This window comes from Nocardia sp. bgisy118, from assembly GCF_057708605.1.
The window spans coordinates 1-17,024 of record NZ_JBYISM010000030.1; the positions used below are offsets into that span (position 1 = coordinate 1).

4 protein-coding genes are annotated in these 17,024 nt (G+C 71.2%); all 4 read right to left on the bottom strand.

Annotated features, from left to right (window positions below; genetic code table 11):
- Window positions 1–13,806 (bottom strand): amino acid adenylation domain-containing protein (locus AC3EO7_RS29695; protein WP_435593032.1); only part of this gene is annotated, 13,806 nt, incomplete at its 3' end.
- 34 nt (window positions 13,807–13,840) lie between these two features.
- A complete protein-coding gene (locus AC3EO7_RS29700) occupies window positions 13,841–14,590 on the bottom strand; it encodes a DUF6875 domain-containing protein (protein WP_431964501.1) in 750 nt (249 codons plus the stop codon).
- Window positions 14,591–14,988: 398 nt separating this feature from the next.
- Entirely contained in the window at window positions 14,989–16,149 is a 1,161-nt protein-coding gene (locus tag AC3EO7_RS29705) for an acyl-CoA dehydrogenase (RefSeq protein ID WP_431964499.1), read from the bottom strand.
- A 157-nt stretch (window positions 16,150–16,306) separates the two neighbouring features.
- Window positions 16,307–16,996 carry a TetR family transcriptional regulator gene (locus AC3EO7_RS29710; protein ID WP_435593033.1) on the bottom strand — a complete coding sequence of 230 codons (690 nt, stop codon included), beginning with the start codon at window positions 16,994–16,996 and terminating at the stop codon, window positions 16,307–16,309.
- Window positions 16,997–17,024: the final 28 nt, after the last annotated feature.

Here is a 17,024-nt window from a genome sequence, read left to right on the forward strand (position 1 = left end):
CAGCGCGCCATCCGGCCCAGCGCCCAGCGCGCCATCCGGCCCAGCGCCCAGCGCGCCATCCGGCTCAACGCCGAGGGCGCCATCGGGCGGCGCGCCCACCATGCCATCCGGCCCAGCACCCGAAGCGCCATCCGGCCCGGCGGCCGAGCCGCCATCCGCCACGGCGGCCAAGCCGCCACCTGTCATTGCGCCCAAGGCGTTCTCGCCACCGCGTAGAAGTTCGGCGGCGCGCTCGGCCAGCGGCTGCTCTCCGGCGAGCAGGTCTGGATCGATGCCGCCGAACTCGGCGAGCAGAACCTCCGGCGGCGGCATCTCCGTGGCGCTCTCGGGTTCCACGTCGGCGCGACCGTCGATGATGACCAGTGCCGATACCGTCGCGCCGCGGCGCTGGAGTTCCACGGCAACCGCGTGCGCGAGCGGTCCGCCCGCCGAGTAGCCGAGCACCCGGTACGGACCGTCGGGCTGGACGGCCTGCATCTCGTCGGCGTAGCGCGCCGCGCGTTCGGTCAGCGACATGTCCGGCTGCTCGGCGGCGACGCCGGGCGATTGCAGACCGTACACCGGATGGCCGGGATCCAGATGACGCACCAATCCCGCATAGCCCCAAGCCAATCCGATCGCCGGATGCACGCAGAACAGCGCGGGTCCGCTGCCCGAGGGCCGCAACGGCAGCAGCGGAAGCAGCGCGGGATCCACGGCGTCCGGCCCGGCCTCCCGCTGTTCGACGATGCGCTGGGCGAGCGCCCCCGGCGTGGGATCGCCGAACATCCACTGCACCGGCACGGCGCAGTCGAGTCGTTCCCGAAGCTCGGCGCACAGGCGGATCGCCACCATGGAGGTGCCGCCGAGCTCGAAGAAGTTGTCGTCCAAGCCGACCCGGTCGGCGCCGAGCACGGTCTCGAAGGCGCTGACCACCTCCTGTTCGGTCCGGGTGACGGGCGGCCGGTAGGGCAGGTCGGTGCGCCGCTGGGTCAGGTTCGGCGGCGGCTCGTAGACGACCGTTCCCGGCGGGGCCGTGACGTCCAGTTCACCGAGCAGCAGACCCGGGTTCGCGGTGACGGCGTCGAGCACCTCGACGTATCGGTCGGCGAAGGTCTGCGCGGTGGACGCTTCGAACAGATCGAGGGCGAAGGTGAGGCTGCCGCGCATACCCGCGGGCGCGCCCTCCTCGTCGAAGCGCTCGGCGAGCATCCACTCCAGATCGAACTTCGCTCCCACCGTGGGCATTTCGAGCGGACGGATGTCGAGGCCGGGCAGCGCCCCCGGTTCGCGCTCGAAGTTCTGGAAGACGAGCAGCACCTGGAACAGCGGATGGTGGGCCGTGGAGCGAGCCGGGGCGAGCAGCTCGACCAGCCGCTCGAACGGCAGGTCGGCGTTGCCGAAGGCGTCCAGATCGCTGTCTTTCGTTGCGCCGAGCAGGCTTTCGAAGGTGTCCTCGGGACGCACCCGGCTGCGCAGCACCAGTGTGTTGACGAACATGCCGACCAGCTCGTCGAGTTCGCCGTCGCCGCGCCCGGCGATGACCGAGCCGATCGCCACGTCCTGCTCTTCGGAGAGCCTGCCGAGCAGCACGGCGAGCGCGGCGTGCGCGACCATGAAGATGCTGACTCCGTGCCACCGGCACATCTGCTGAATTCGTTGCTGCACAGCGGCATCGATGTCGAACTCGACCACGCCCGCGCGGTGGGTGGACACCGCGGGCCGCGGATGGTCGCTCGGCAGGGTCGAGACCTCGGGCAATCCGTCCAGCGCGGCGCGCCAGTACTCGAGCTGCCGGTGCGCGACGCTGTCGGGATCGTCGTCGGCGCCGAGCAGTTCGTGCTGCCACAGGGCGTAGTCGGCGTATTGCAGTGACAGCGGCGACCAGAACGGCGCGGCGCCCGCGCGGCGGGCCACGAAGGCCATCATCACGTCGCGGGTCAGCGGCGCCAGCGACCAGCCGTCGGAGGCGATGTGGTGCATGACCACCACCAGTACCGCCCGCCGCGCGTCGAGCCGCAGCAGCGAGACGCGGATCGGGAGCTCGGTGGTGAGATCGAAGCCCTGCGCGATGGCCGCGGCGACGCGCCCCGGCACCGTGTCCGGGTCGACGTCGGAAATACGCACCGGCACATAGGCTTCCGCGAGACCGCGGACGTCCTGGTACGGCTCGCCTTCGGCGTCCACCGGATACACGGTGCGCAGCGACTCGTGGCGAGCCAGCACGTCCATCAACGCCGTCTGCAGGACCGCCGGATCCAGTTCGCCTTCGACCTCGACCGCGATCGGCACGTTGTGCGCCGGTGACGCGGGGTCGTACCGATTGAGGAACCACATCCGCCGCTGCGCCGCCGAGAGCGGAATACGGGCGGGGCGATGACGCGGACCCGGCCGCGGACCGGGAGCCGCGGCCGCGGTACGCACCGCCTCGGCCAGTTCGACGACGGTCGGGGCGTCGAAGACCATCCGCACCGGAACGCGGGTGTCCAGCGCGGCGCCGAGACGGGCCGCGATGCGGGTCGCGATCAGCGAATTGCCGCCGAGCGCGAAGAAGTTGTCGTCCAGGCCGACCCGTGGCACACCGAGCAATTCACCGAAGGTGTCGGCGACGACGCGCTCGGCGGGCGTGTTCGGCTCGCGGAACCGCCCCGCCCTGATGTCAGGGGCCGGGAGGGCGCTCCGGTCGAGCTTGCCGTTCGCGGTGCGCGGCAGGGCGTCGAGCACGACGAGCGCCGACGGCACCATGTACGACGGAAGCCGCTGGGCGATCGAGGTTTTCAGCGCCTCGAGGTCGATCGTGGAGAGGTTGGACGGCTCGCCGTCGTGCGGTTGCGCGGCGTGCGCCTCAGCCTCGAATGCCGCAGACTCCTGTACCTCCGTGTCAACTGCCGCAGCTCTGTGCGCCTCTGCCTCAGCCTCGCGCACCCCAGCGTCAACTGCCGCAGCCTTGTGCGCCTCTGCCTCAGCCTCGCGCACCCCAGCGTCAACTGCCGCAGCCTTGTGCGCCTCTGTCTCAGCCTCGTGCACGCCGTCCTCGAGCGCCTCAGCGCCGAGCGGCTTCGCCCCACGCGCTTCTGTCTCAGCGTGCACCTCGGCCTCGAGCGCCTCAGCGTCGAGCGGCTTCGCCCCACGCGCCCCTGCATCGACTGTCTCCGCCGTACGTGCCTCCACTCCGAGCGTCTTCGCGTCGTCGGTCTCCGCCTCGCGCGTCGCGGCGTCGGCTGCCTTCGCCTCGAGCGTCTCCATGCCGTGCGCCTCCGCATCGCGCACCTCGGCGTCCAGAGCCTTCGCCTCGTTCGACCCGGCCCCGTGCGGCACTACGTAGCCGACCAGCAGCTCGCCCACGGCCGGATCGGTGTACACCGTGACAGTCGCCTGGTGCACCGCGGGATCGCTGGCCAGCGCGGACTCGATCTCGCCGAGCTCGATGCGCAGCCCGCGCAGCTTGACTTGCAGGTCGCCGCGGCCCAGGTAGTCCAGTGCGCCGTCGCGCCTGCGCACCAGGTCGCCGGTGCGGTACATGCGTTCGCCCGGCGCGCCGTAGGGATCGGGGACGAATCGGGCGGCGCTCAGCGCGGGTCGGCCGTGGTAGCCGCGCGCGAGGGCACGGCCGGACAGATACAGTTCGCCGGCGACGCCGTCGGGCACCGGGTGCAGCCGCTCGTCGAGCACGCGGGCCGCGAGGCCGGGGGCCGGGCCGCCGATGGTGATCTCGTCGCCGGGACGCAGGGCCTCGCTGCCCGTCGCCCAGATCGTGGTCTCGGTGGGGCCGTAGTCGTTGAAGTGCAGGCGATCCGGCGCGGCCCACCGCTCGACCAGTTCTGGCGGGCACGGCTCGCCGCCGGTGATGATGGCGCGCAGCGCGGGCTCGGGGCCGAGCGCGGCGGCATCGACCGAGCCCAGCGCCGACGGCGTCAGCGCGATGTGCGAAACACGTTCGCGGGCAAGCAGTTCACCGAGTTCCGGCCCGCCGAACGCGGTGGAACCCGCGATCACGAGCGTGGCCCCTGAGCCGACGGCCATGAGCAGTTCGAGCACCGCGGCGTCGAAGCTCGGTGACGCCACGTTGAGCACGCGCGAGTCCGCCGTAATGCGCATCCGATCGCGTTGGGCGGCGGTGAGATTCGCCAGGCCCTCGTGGGTGACGACGACGCCCTTCGGCCGTCCGGTGGACCCCGAGGTGAAGATGACGTAGGCCGGGTTCTGCCAGCGCACCGGCGCCGTGCGTTCGGCGGCGTCGATCGGCGCACCGGCGGCCGAGTTCACCAGCTCGGTCGTCGCCGGATCGTCGAGCGCGAGCCAGTGCACCTGCGGCTCGCCGGAGGTCTCCGCGGATTCGTCGAATCCCGAGCCCGGCAGCGACGGCGCGACGGCGCGGACCGTCACCCCGAGCCGCGCCCCGGAATCGTCCAGGATCTGGGCGATCCGCTCGGCCGGGTAGGCGGGGTCGATCGGCACGAACGCGGCGCCGGTCTTGGCCACCGCCCACACCCCGAGCACCGCGTCCAGCGAGCGCCGGATGGCGACCGCGACCAGCCCTTCCGGGCCCGCTCCCGCGCCGATGAGCACCCGGGCCAGCCGGTTGGCGTGCTCGTCGAGTTCGCGATAGGTGAGCCGGGTGACGCCGTCGACCACCGCGACGCCGTCCGGATTGGCGGCCACCGCGTCGGCCAGCAACCGCGGCAGCACGGTCGGTTCGGCCACCGAAGGGCGAGCCGGGATCGCGAGGGCCGTGCGCTCTTCCGGGTCGAGCAGGTCGACATCGCCGACGGGTGCTTCGGGATCGGCGGCGACGGCGCGCAGCAGCCGCAGCCAGCGGTCCGCGAAACGCTCGACGGTCTCGTGGTCGAACAGATCGGTGGCGTAGCCGAAGCGGATCGTCAGGCCGGACGTCTCGTCCGCCGCCACCGTGACGCTGAGGTCGAAACGCAGGCTCTGCTGTTCCAGTTCCATCGCGGCCACGTGCAGATCGGGCAGGGTGAGTTCCACCGGCGCGAGATTCTGGAACACCAGCATCACCTGGACCAGCGGGTGCCGCGCCGCCGAGCGGGCCGGATCGAGCACGTCGACGAGGCTCTCGAACGGAATGTCGGCATGCGCGAAGGCGTCCAGATCGGTGCGCCGGATCCCGGCCAGCAGTTCGGCGAACGACGCGGCGGAGTCGATCTCGGTGCGCAGCACGACGGTGTTGACGAACATGCCGACCACGTCGTCCAATTCGGCCGCGCCGCGACCGGCGACCGGCGTGCCGATCGCGATGTCCGGTGTGCCGCTGAGCCTGGCGAACAGGGCCGCGAGCGCGGCGTGCAGCACCATGAACAACGAACTCTGGTGCGTCCGGCCGAGTTCGTCCAGCGCGGCGGCCGATTCGGCGTCGAGGGTGCGCAGCACGGTGCCCGCGCGCAGCGACGGGATGGCCGGACGCGGCCGGTCGGCGGGCAGCTCGAGGCGGTCGGGCAGGCCCTTCAGCGTGGTGGTCCAGTAGTCCAGCTGGGCGGTGAGCAGGGATTCCGGGTCGTCGGGGGAACCGAGCCGTTCCCGTTGCCAGAGTGTGTAATCCGCGTACTGCACGGGCAATTCGGTCCAGTCGGGAACGACGCCGTGGGACCGCGCCGCGTAGGCCGCGAGCACGTCCCTGGCGAGCGGGCCCATGGAGAAGCCGTCCGCGCCGATGTGGTGCACCACCACGACGAGGACGTGCTCGTCGGCGGCGATGCGGAACAGGCGCAGCCGCAACGGGACCTCCGACGCCACGTCGAAACCCTTGGTGACGCAGTCGAGTACCGCGGCGGGCAGCTCGTCGGCCGCGATCGCGGTCGGCTCCGGATCCAGTTCGAGCGCGTCCGGCGGCAGCACGACCTGGTAACCGACGCCGTCGCGCGCCGGGTACACGGTGCGCAACGCCTCGTGCCTGGCCAGCACATCGGACAGCGCCGCGCGCAGTGCGGCCACGTCCAGGGCGCCGCGCAGGCGGAGCACCGCGGGGATGTTGTACGCGCCCGATTCCGGGTCGTACTGGTTGACGAACCACATCCGCTGCTGGGCGGGCGCGAGCGGAATCCGCTCGGGTCGCGGCCCGGAGCGGGGTCCGATGCTCGGCCGCGCGCCGTCGCCCGCCGCGGGCAACCGAGCGGCCAGCGCACGCACCGTCGGCGCCTCGAACAGCAGCCGGACCGGCACCTGGATGTCCAGTGCGGCGCCGAGCCTGGCGGTCACCCTGGTCGCGGACAGCGAATCGCCGCCGAGTGCGAAGAAATCGTCGAACGCGCCGACGCCGGGACGATCGAGCACCGCACCGAAGACCTCCGCGACGACGCGCTCGACGCCGATCGGGGCCACGTATTCCACGGCGACGCTCTCGGGTTCGGGCAGCGCGCGCACGTCGACCTTGCCGTTGCCGGTCACCGGCAGGACGTCCAGCACGGTCACCGCCGCGGGCACCAGGTGGCGGGGCAGGCGGCGCACCAGATGGTCGCGCAGGCGCGCGGCGTCCAGTTCGGCGCCCGCCGTCGGTGCCACGTAGGCCGCGAGCGCCAGATCGCCGGTGGGGCCGCGCCGCGGCACGGTGACCGCGAGCCCGACGCCGGGCAGGTCGCGTAGCGCCGCGTCGACCTCGCCCGGCTCGACCCGGATGCCGTGCAGCTTCACCTGGGAGTCGTTGCGGCCCACGTATTCCAGGCCGCTGTGCGAGACGCGCCGGACCAGGTCGCCGGTGCGGTACATCCGGTCGCCGGGGGCTCCGAACGGGTTGGGCACGAACCGCGCGGCCGTGAGCCCCGCACGACCGTTGTAACCGCGCGCCAGGCCGGGACCCATCAGGTACAGCTCACCGACCGTCCCGACCGGTGCGGGCCGCAGCCAGCGGTCGAGCGCGACCAGCCCGAATCCGGGCATCGGCGCGCCGAGACCCGCGACCTCGCCGGGAACGAGCGCCCCGCTGAAGGTCGCGGCGACGGTCGCCTCGGCCGGGCCGTAGGAGTTCATCATCGACCGCCCGGCGCCGACCCGGGCGGTGAGCTCGGGCGGACAGACCTCGCCGCCGGTGACCACGGTGCGCACGCCGTTCCACGACGCGGTGGAGAGCGTGGCCAGCACGGCGGGGGGCGCGATGACGTGGGTCACCTCGTTCGACACGATCACGGACGTCAGCTCGTCGCCCGCGGTCGCCGCCGCGGGCGCGACCACCAGTGTGGCGCCGTTGTAGAAGGTGGACAGCCACACCAGCATCGCGGCGTCGAAGTTCGGGTTCATGCTGAGCAGGACGCGATCGCCCGGCCTGGCCCGCATGCGCGCCGAGGTCCCCACCGCGAGTCCGGCGAGTCCGACGTGGGTGACCATGACGCCCTTGGGCGTTCCGGTGGATCCCGAGGTGTAGATCAGGTAGGCCGGGTGTTCCGCGCGCAGCGGACGCGACCGGTCGGCGTCGGTGACCGGCGCGTCGGAATGCTCCGGCAGCTCGGCGACCAGCGCCGGATCGTCGAGCAGCAGCCAAGACACGGTGCCGGGCAGTCGATCTCGGTGTTCCGCAGTGGTGATGCCGAGCGGCGCGGCGCTGTCGGCGGCGAGCGTCGCGAGGCGATCCTCGGGATGGTCGACGTCGACGGGGACGAACGCGGCGCCGGATTTCGCGATCGCCCAAACCGCCACGAACCAGTCGACGGACCGCGGCAGCGCGAGCAGCACCCTGGTCTCGGGGCCGGCCCCGGCGGCGATGAGCTTGCGGGCCAGGCGATTCGAGCGGGCATCGAGTTCCACGTAGTCCAGTGACGCGCCGTCCTCGATCGCGACCCGTCCCGGGCGCACGCCGCAGCGCAGCAGATCGGGCAGCAGCCGCGCCGGCTGCGGGCGGGAGCGCAGCACCTCGGCGCGATCCACGCCGGACACCGCGGCGACCTGCCGCGCCGGGTCGGTGGCCATGCGGTCGAGCATCCGCACCAGGCGCGCGCCGATCGCGCGCGCCTCGTCGGCGTCGAAGAACCCGGTGGCGCAGTTCAGGATCAGCCGCAGGGTGTCGCGCGCGTGGGCGGCCAGGGAGAGCGGATAGTGGGTGCCGTCGCGGCCGCGGAAGTCGCGGACCCGCAGTGCCGCGTGCTCGGCGGCGCCGCGCAGCGCCGCCGCGTCCACCGGATACGACTCGTAGACGATGGCGGTGTCGAACAGTACGCCGAGCCCGGCGGCGGATTGGATCTCGGTGAGCCCCGCGGTGTGGTGGTCGAGCAGTGCGCCCTGCTCGCGCTGGACCCGGCGCAGCAGGTCACCGACCGACTCGGCCGGATCGAGGGCGATGCGCACCGGAAGGGTGTTGACCATCATGCCGACGATCCGCTCCGCGCCGGGCAGATCGGCCGGGCGACCGGAAACCGTTGCGCCGAAGACGATGTCGGTCTCGCCGGTCAGCTCGGCGAGCAGCATGCCCCATGCGCACTGCACCACCGTGTTGAGGGTGACGCCCTGGTCTGCCGCCATGCGCTGGAGGACGAGGGCGCTCGCGGGCGCGAGCGGCAGCTCCAGATCCAGCTTCCCCGCGCCGGTGCGCAGCGGGGTGCGGCCCGCGGTGACCAGCGTCGGGCCGGACAGTCCGGACAGCGCGTCCGTCCACGCCGCCATCGCCGCGGCGCGGTCCCGGCGCGTCAGCCATTCCAGATAGTTGCGGTAGGAGACCGACGGCGGGAAACCCGCTCCGTCCCCGCCGCTTTCGTATCGCGCGAGCAGCTCGGCGAGCAGCAGCGGCATGGACCAGCCGTCGAGCACCAGGTGGTGGTTGGTGACGAGCAGCCGGATGTCGTCGTCGCCGCACCGCGTGCACACGAACCGAACCAGCGGCGGCCGCGCCGTGTCGAACGGCGCCGCCAGCTCGCGCGCCGCGAACGCGTCGAATTCGGCGGGATCGACGTCCACCGTGCGCCACGGCACCTCGACGTCGGCGAGCACGATCTGCACCGGCTCGTCGGCTCCCGCCACGAACGCGGTGCGCAGCGCCTCGTGTGCCCGCACGGTCGCGGTGGCGGCGGCCGCCAAGCGCTCGATGTCCACGGCGCCGTCGAATTCGAACACGGCCTGCACCGCGTACTCGTCGGTGTGGCCCGCGGACAGTTGCGCGTGGAAGAGCAGACCCTGCTGCAGCGGGGCCAGCGGCCACACGTCCGTCATGTCGGGATACCGTGCGGCCCAGGCGTCCAGCTGTCGCTGACCGACCGCGACCAGGGGCAGATCGGAGGCCGTCAGCTTGCCCGCATCGGGCTCGGCCAGCGCGCCCGCCAGCTCCTCGAGCGCGGAGATCCATTTCCCGGCAAGGGCTTCCATCTCCGCACCGTCGACGATCCCCGAGGCGTAGCGCCACACCGCGTGCAGCACCGAACCTTGCGGGCCCTCGACGACCACCGCGTCGATCGCCAGGACCGCCGAGGCGGGCAGTTCGGCGCCGCCGCCACCGCCCAGGCTCGCCGCGAGCGAGACCGGAAGCCACGGCACCGCGTTCTCCGTCGCGTCGGATTCGCCCTCGGCCACCTGGCCGAGATAGTTGAATCCGAGCTGCGGATGCGGGGCCGCGCCGAGGACGGCGGCGGTCTGCGGGTTCGAGTGGCGCAGCAGGCCGAAGCCGATGCCGCCGCGCGGGACGGCGCGCAGCTGTTCCTTCACGGTGGCGAGCGCGTCCAGCGGACCGGTGTCGCCGATCTCGAGCCGGACGGGGAACTGGCTGGTGAACCAGCCGACGGTGCGGGAGAGGTCGGCGCCGGGGACGGCGGCCTCGTCGCGGCCGTGCCGCTCCAGCATGACGAGCGCGGGACCGGTCGCCGCGCGGTGTTCGGCGAGCGCCGTGGCCAGCGCGGCGAGCAGCGCCTCTTCCATGCCACAGCGGTAGGTCGCGGGCAGCCGGTCGAGCAGCGTCGCCGTGGTCGCCGCGGGCAGGCGCAGCTCCAGCCGGTCGAGGGTGTCGCCGGTGTCGACGACCGGGTCGAGCGCGCGGCGGCCGAGCGGCGGATCGGGAGTGGTGAGCACGGCGGCCCAGTAGTCGGCCTCGGCGGTCCACGTCTCGGTCGTCGCCGCCTCGGTGAGGGCGTGCGCCCACGTGCGCATGGAGGTGCCGACGGACGGCAGCTCGGGCGTCTCGTCGGCGCGCACCTGCGCCCAGGCGGAGATCAGATCGGCGATCAGGATGCGCCAGGACACCGCGTCGACCGCCAGGTGATGGACGACGAGCACGAGCAGGCCCGCGCCATCCCGGCCCGGATCCAGCCAGGTCGCCGCGACCATGACGCCCGCGTCGGGCGCCAGCCGCGCGGCGACCGCCTCGACCGCGGATTCGGTATCGACGCTGTCGATTTCGTGGCACGGGACGCGAACGAGCACCGACTCGGGCGCGATCGTCGCGGGCGGCGCGACCTCCAGGCCGCCGCGAACGACCCTGGCGCGCAACATGTCGTGCCGATCGAGCACCGCGCCCAGGGTGCGCACGAGTTCCGACTCGCTCAGCCCGGCGGGCAGCGCGAGCACCATGGATTGACTGAACCGCTGCCACCCCGGCTGCTCGAGCAGCCAGTCCACGATCGGCGTCCGAGGCAGGAAACCCACGCCGCCGCCGGGCAGTTCGGCCAGTACCGTCCGCTCGCCGGGCGCGGTGACCACCGACGCCAGCGCGGCGGGCGTCGGATGCTCGAACACGTCACGCGCGGAGAACACCAGACCGGCGGCCCGGCCGCGGGCGACCAGCTGGATGGACAGGATCGAATCGCCGCCGAGCGCGAAGAACGAGACGTCCGCTCCGACCGCGGGCACGCCGAGTACCTCGGCGAACAGCGCGCACAGTGCGCCCTCGGCTTCCGTCGCCGCCGCGCGCGGCGCCGTGTCGGCCGTCGGCTCGGGCAGCGCCCGCCGATCGACCTTGCCGTTGCTGGTGAGCGGCAGGGCGTCGAGCACGGTGATGGTGCCGGGCACCATGTGGCCGGGCAGCCTGCGCATGCAGAATTCCCGCAGCCGGGGCACGTCCAGCTCGGTGAGCTGCGAATCACGGTGCACCGGAACGATATACGACGCCAGCATGGCACGGCCGGACGCACCGGTGCGTACGACCGTGACGGCGATCTCCACCTCGGGATGCGAATCGAGCACCGCGTCGACTTCCCCCGGCTCGACGCGCATTCCGCGCAGCTTGACCTGGAAATCGCTGCGGCCCAGGTAGTCCAGCACCACACCGTCGGAACTCGCCCGCGCCGTGTCATCGAACGGTTCGACCGAACGCCAGCGGACCAGGTCACCCGTGCGGTACATCCGGCTTCCCCACGGGCCGAACGGATCGGCGACCAACCGGTCCGCCGTCAAGCCGGGGCGTCCCGCGTAACCGCGGGCCACGCCGGGTCCGGCGATGTAGAGCTCTCCCGGCGTGCCGATCGGCACCGGGCGCAGCCTGCGGTCGAGCACCATCAGCCGGGCGCCGGGCACCGGCCTGCCGATGCCGGAGGGGCGCTCCGGGTCCATCGCGTCGGTGAAGGTGGCCGCGACGGTGGTCTCGGACGGGCCGTAGGAGTTCACCAGCCTGCGGCCGGGACCGAAGCGCGCCACCAATTCCGGCGGACAGATCTCGCCGCCGGTGGAGACGGCGACCACGCCGTCCAGCGCACCCTCCGGCAGCGTCGCGAGCACGGCGGGCGTCGAGCACACCTGGGTGATCCCGAAATCGGCGACAGCGGTGGACAATTCGACGCCCGCCATGGACTCGCCGCGGCCGATCACCATCGTCGCGCCGTTGCCGAAGGCGATGAGCAGTTCGAGCATGGATGCGTCGAAGCTCGGGTTCAGACAGTGCAGCACGCGCGAGCCGACCTCCGGCCGGTAGGCCTCGCGCACGGCGTCGGCCAGGCCCGCGATGCCCGCGTGGGTGACGACGACGCCCTTCGGCACGCCGGTCGACCCGGAGGTGAAGACGATGTAGGCGGTGTGGTCGAGGCGGACGTCGGCACGCGGCCGGAATCCGGTCGAATCCTCCCCTGCGGCTTCACCTTCCCCAGCTTCTCGCGCACCGTCGCCGGGTTCGAGGGCCGCGAGAACCGCCGCATCCGTATCGATCTCGAGCCACTGCACCCCATCGGGCAGCAGGGACGCCTGATCACTGGTCGTAATACCAATGCGCGCACCGCATTCCGCCGCCATCTTGGCGACCCTCTCGGCTGGATTCCCGGTGCCGACGGGCACATACGCCGCGCCGGAACGCACCACGCCCCAGAACGCGAGCACCGATTCCACCGAGCGCGGCAGGGCGACGAGCACGGCGTCGTCCGGTCCCGCGCCCAGCTCGGCCAGCCGTCCGGCCAGCACCGCCGCGGCACGGTCGAGCGCGCCGTACGTCACGGTGCGGGCGCCGTCCACCACGGCAGCGGTGTCCGGACCCGCCGCGCGCAGCCCCTCGTCGAGCACATCGGAGAGCAGCCTGGGAACGGACGGCATCGGCCCGTGCGCGCCCGTGCGCAGTGCGAGTTCGTCGTCGAGGAAGTACTCGACGTCCCTGACCGCGGCGTCGGGCTCGGCCTCGAGCAGACCCTCGAACAGCTTCACGAACCGCAGGTGATGGCGGGCCAGCGTCTCCTCGTCGTAGAGATCGGGATTGGCGGTGAAATCGAGGTGGACCGGCGCCTGCGCGCCGTGCTGGTAGATGTTGACGAACAGGTCCTCGATCGGGCCCGAGGTGAGCACGTGCAGGCTGGTCTCGATGCCGGTGAACTCGACCTCGCCGGGGAACAGCATGATGTTGACCACCGGGCCGACGAGATTGCGTCCGCCCGTCGCCTCGACCTCGCCCGTCGCCTGCCGGATCTCCTCGTGCCGGTACCGCTGGTGGCGCAGCGCGCCGGAGACCTCGATGCGGATCGCGTTCACGATCTCGGCCAGCGTGGTCCGCTCTCCGACCGTGACGTGCAGTGGAACGACATTGGCCAGCATGCCGCTCGACCGGCGCAGCATCGCGGTGGTGCGCCCGGAGACCGGCAGGCTCAGCACCACGTCGTGCGCACCGGTGGCCTGCGCGTAGTAGACCGCCAGCGCCGCCATCACCAGCCCGGGGGCACCGACGCCGAAACGCGTTGCCGCGGCGTCGAGTCGAGCCTTCACCTCGTCGGACAGCTGGTGCCGGTGATCACGCCCGAGCGCGTGGGCGGGCGCGACGCCCGTCACCAGGCTGCATCGCTGCGGCATCTCCGCGATGCGCTGCTCCCAGTACTCCGCGTCGGCGGTGAACCGGCTGGACTCCCGATAGCTCATCTCCGAGTCGTAGATCTCGCGCAGCGTGGCCGCCTTGTTCGGCTTCGGCTCCTCGCCCGCCAGCGCCGCGTTGTACAGCTCGGCCACGCGGTACAAGCCCGTCACGGAGGCGAACCCGTCCACCGCGATGTGGTGCGCGCGCCCGTACCACAGCACCCGATCGGGTGCGACGCGGATCAACACCGATGCTCCTGGCCGCTCACCCAACAGGTCCACCGGTGCGGCGAGGTCCGCCCGCATCCACCGCATGGCCTCGGCGTCCGGATCCGCGGAATCGCTGAGATCCACGTAGGACAGCGTGGTGTCGAGGCTGTGGTCGACGACCTGATAGGGACGCGAGTCGCGCTCACCGAAGCGCAGCAGCACCGATTCGAACTCGCGCGCGGCGCGGCCCGCGACCTCGACGAGGGTGTCGACGTCCAGCGGGCCGCGCATCTCGATGTACTGGGCCTCGTTGAGCGGCACGGAAGGATCGAGCTGCTGGGCGTACCACATGCCCAGCTGCGCGGGCGAGAGCGGGAACTCCCCGTTCTGGCCCGTGTCGATCCCCCGCGCGGCCGAAAGTCCGTGCGTCATAAGTCGATCCCTTGGTCGTCGATCGCTGTCTGTCTCAGCTGGCTTTCCGCGGCCCCAGATGGACCGGCCTGCCGTTCTTGGTTGCCGTCGCCGGGCCGCCCTGCTCCGATTGCAGCTGGTAGGCGGGCACATCGAGGTTCGAGCTCGCGGTCAACCGGCCGACCACCACGTGCCGGACGTGGGCGGGCAGACCTGGCGCGAACTTCTTGACGTACGCGGCCATCCACTCCGGCCGCCCCAGCAGGAACGGGAAGTCGGTGGCCATCATGGTGCGCACCACGATCATCGGAATCGGCGAATCGAGCGGGTGGAAGTCCTTGTTCCACAACCCAGGCTCCTTGCACCCGGGGTAGAACTGCCCGAGCATGAAGCCGCGCTCGACGAATCGCGTCTTGAGTTCCGCGTGCAGGTTGTCGATCAGCGAGAACTCCCGCAGATCAGGCAGCGCGGTGACGAGGGCGCGCAGGACGGCCCCGCCGCCGTCTTCCGGTGGCAGACGCTCGAATACCTCGAGCGCGTCCTCGATGACCAGTCGCACGTACGACGGCCACGGACGCACGCCGGATACCCGGCCCACCCACATCAGATCGCGGCGCAGCGACGGTCCGACATAAGGACAGACCGGCCCGTCGCGGCCGAGCTCCGGCTCGGTACCGGTCAAATAGTCCTCGGACCAGGTCCGCACAGCGTCCACCGTGGACTTGGTGTGCGGACACGGGATCTCGGTGTCGGACAACGGGAACCATTCCATCCCCGACCGCGGTCCGATTACGATCTCGGACATGACTCACCTCGTCGCGATACGAGGTCGTGCATCGCTCCGCGAGTCTGCGCGGTCGGCGATCGACGAATCACCCCATTTTCTTCTACTCGAGTGACTCTCAACAGTGAATTCAGTATGGCGTAACATGCCGTCAACTCCTGCCGACGTACCGTCGAAACGCCTGTTCAGACGCTTCCTATCAGCGAGGATCGACGTCAGCCACAAACAAAGCCCCGACCGGCTTCCGCAAAATCCAGCTATCAATGTTTATGGCGCTGGAGGTCTCGAATCGAGCTGTGGCATGGACACGATGAGGCAACCGATCGAACTCGAATGGATTTCGCCGGACGGCCGCTCGTAGAAAAGAAGGGACGGCCGGGTAACAACCCGGCCGTCCCTGAATTCGCAGTGCGCAGGCGTCAGCCGCGCAGCAACGCCCTGGACATCACCACGCGCTGGATCTGGTTGGTGCCCTCGTAGATCTGGGTGATCTTCGCGTCGCGCATCATCCGCTCGACCGGGAAGTCGGTGGTGTAGCCCGCTCCGCCGAACAGCTGGACGGCGTTGGTGGTGACCTCCATGGCCACGTCCGAGGCGAAGCACTTGGCGGCGGCGGAGATGAAGCCGAGGTTCTTCTCACCGCGCTCGGCGCGGGCGGCCGAGGTGTAGACCATGAGGCGGGCGGCCTCGATCTTCATCGCCATGTCGGCCAGCATGAACTGGGTGTTCTGGAAGTCGGCGATGGCGGTGCCGAACTGCTTGCGGTCCTTGGTGTAGGCGATGGCCGCGTCCAGCGCGCCCTGGGCGAGGCCGACGGCCTGCGCGCCGATGGTGGGGCGGGTGTGGTCGAGGGTCTGCAACGCGGTCTTGAAGCCGGTGCCGGGCTCGCCGATGATGCGGTCGCCGGGGACGCGGCAGTTCTCGAAGTACAGCTCCGCGGTGGGCGAGCCCTTGATGCCGAGCTTGTGTTCGAGCGGGCCGACCACGAAGCCCTCGTCGTCCTTGTGCACCATGAACGCGGAGATGCCGTTGGCGCCCTTCTCGGCGTCGGTCACGGCCATCACGGTGTACCAGGAGGACTTGCCACCGTTGGTGATCCAGCACTTGGAGCCGTTGATGACCCAGTCGTCGCCGTCCCGCTTGGCGCGGGTGCGCATGGAGCCGGCGTCGGAGCCCGCCTCGCGCTCGGACAGCGCGTAGGAGGCCATCTCGCCGTTGACGATGTCGGCAAGCACCTTCTGCTTCAGCTCCTCGGAGCCGTTCAGGATCAGACCCATGGTGCCGAGCTTGTTGACCGCGGGGATGAGCGAGGAGGAACCACAGACGCGGGCGACCTCTTCGATCACGATGCAGGTGGCGACCGAGTCGGCGCCCTGGCCGCCGTAGGCCTCCGGCACGTGCACGGCGTTGAAGCCGGCGGCGTTCAGCGCGGTGAGCGCCTCCTCAGGGAAGCGGGAGTTACCGTCGACGTCCTTGGCGTACGGCGCGATTTCCTTCTCCGCCAGACCGCGGATGGCCGCCCGCAGTTCGTCGTGGAAGTCCTCGAGCTTGAACAGGTCGAAATCGGGGTTTCCCGCCATGGGACACGCTCCTGGGTGATGGTCTTAGGCCGCGGTCGGCGGCTTTCAACAGGTCGGCACTGAGTGCCACTTCGAGTGCCAGTATACGCACGAGATTCGCCACAACATGCGGATACCTACTGGCACTGAGTGTCAGACGGTGGCACTGTAGGCCAAATCACAGACTGCCCAGCTTGCGGGTCAGCAGATCGACCACCTGGCGCGACGACATGTCCCTCGGGAAGACCGCGACCACCATCTCCTCCGCGTCGCAGATCCGGCCGTGGCCGCGGGGAATGGCCGCCAGCTCGACCCGCAGATCCGCCGCGCCCGCGTCCGACTCGCCGCGCACCATGCGGCGCAGCAGATAGTTGTGCGTCGCGGTGACCGCCGCGGCGAACTGCACCCTGGCGAGGTCGGGCACCTCGGGCAGGCGCTCGCGCAGATAGTCGGTGAACAGGCGCTCGTACCGGAACACCGTGACGATCTCGCGCTCGCGCAGCGCCGGCACCCGGCGGACCACCTGGTAGCGGCGCGCCGCGATCTCCCGCCACTGCGTGAATCGCTCGAAGACCTGCACGACGGCCGCGCACACGGCCTCCCACGGATCGTCGTCCCGCGCGCCGGCGAGATAGGCCGCCGCCTGCGCCAACTGCGACTCGTGATCGGCGAAGATCACGTCCTCCTTCGACCGGAACTGCCGAAAGAACGTCCGCCGCGAAATCCCGGCCGCCTCCGCGATCTCGTCGACCGTCGTCGCCTCGTACCCCTTGTCCGCGAACAACCGCAGCGCCTGATCCACCACCGTCAGCCGAAACCGCGCCGGATCCTCCCCGGCCCGGGCCCGCGCGTTCTCCTCAGTTGCCACGGCAGTCACCGTAGTAGCGACCGACGCG

Coding starts and splice junctions, on each gene's coding strand:
- AC3EO7_RS29700 (WP_431964501.1), bottom strand. CDS start 14,590: ATGTCCGAGATCGTAATCGGACCGCGGTCGGGGATGGAATGGTTCCCG.
- AC3EO7_RS29705 (WP_431964499.1), bottom strand. CDS start 16,149: ATGGCGGGAAACCCCGATTTCGACCTGTTCAAGCTCGAGGACTTCCAC.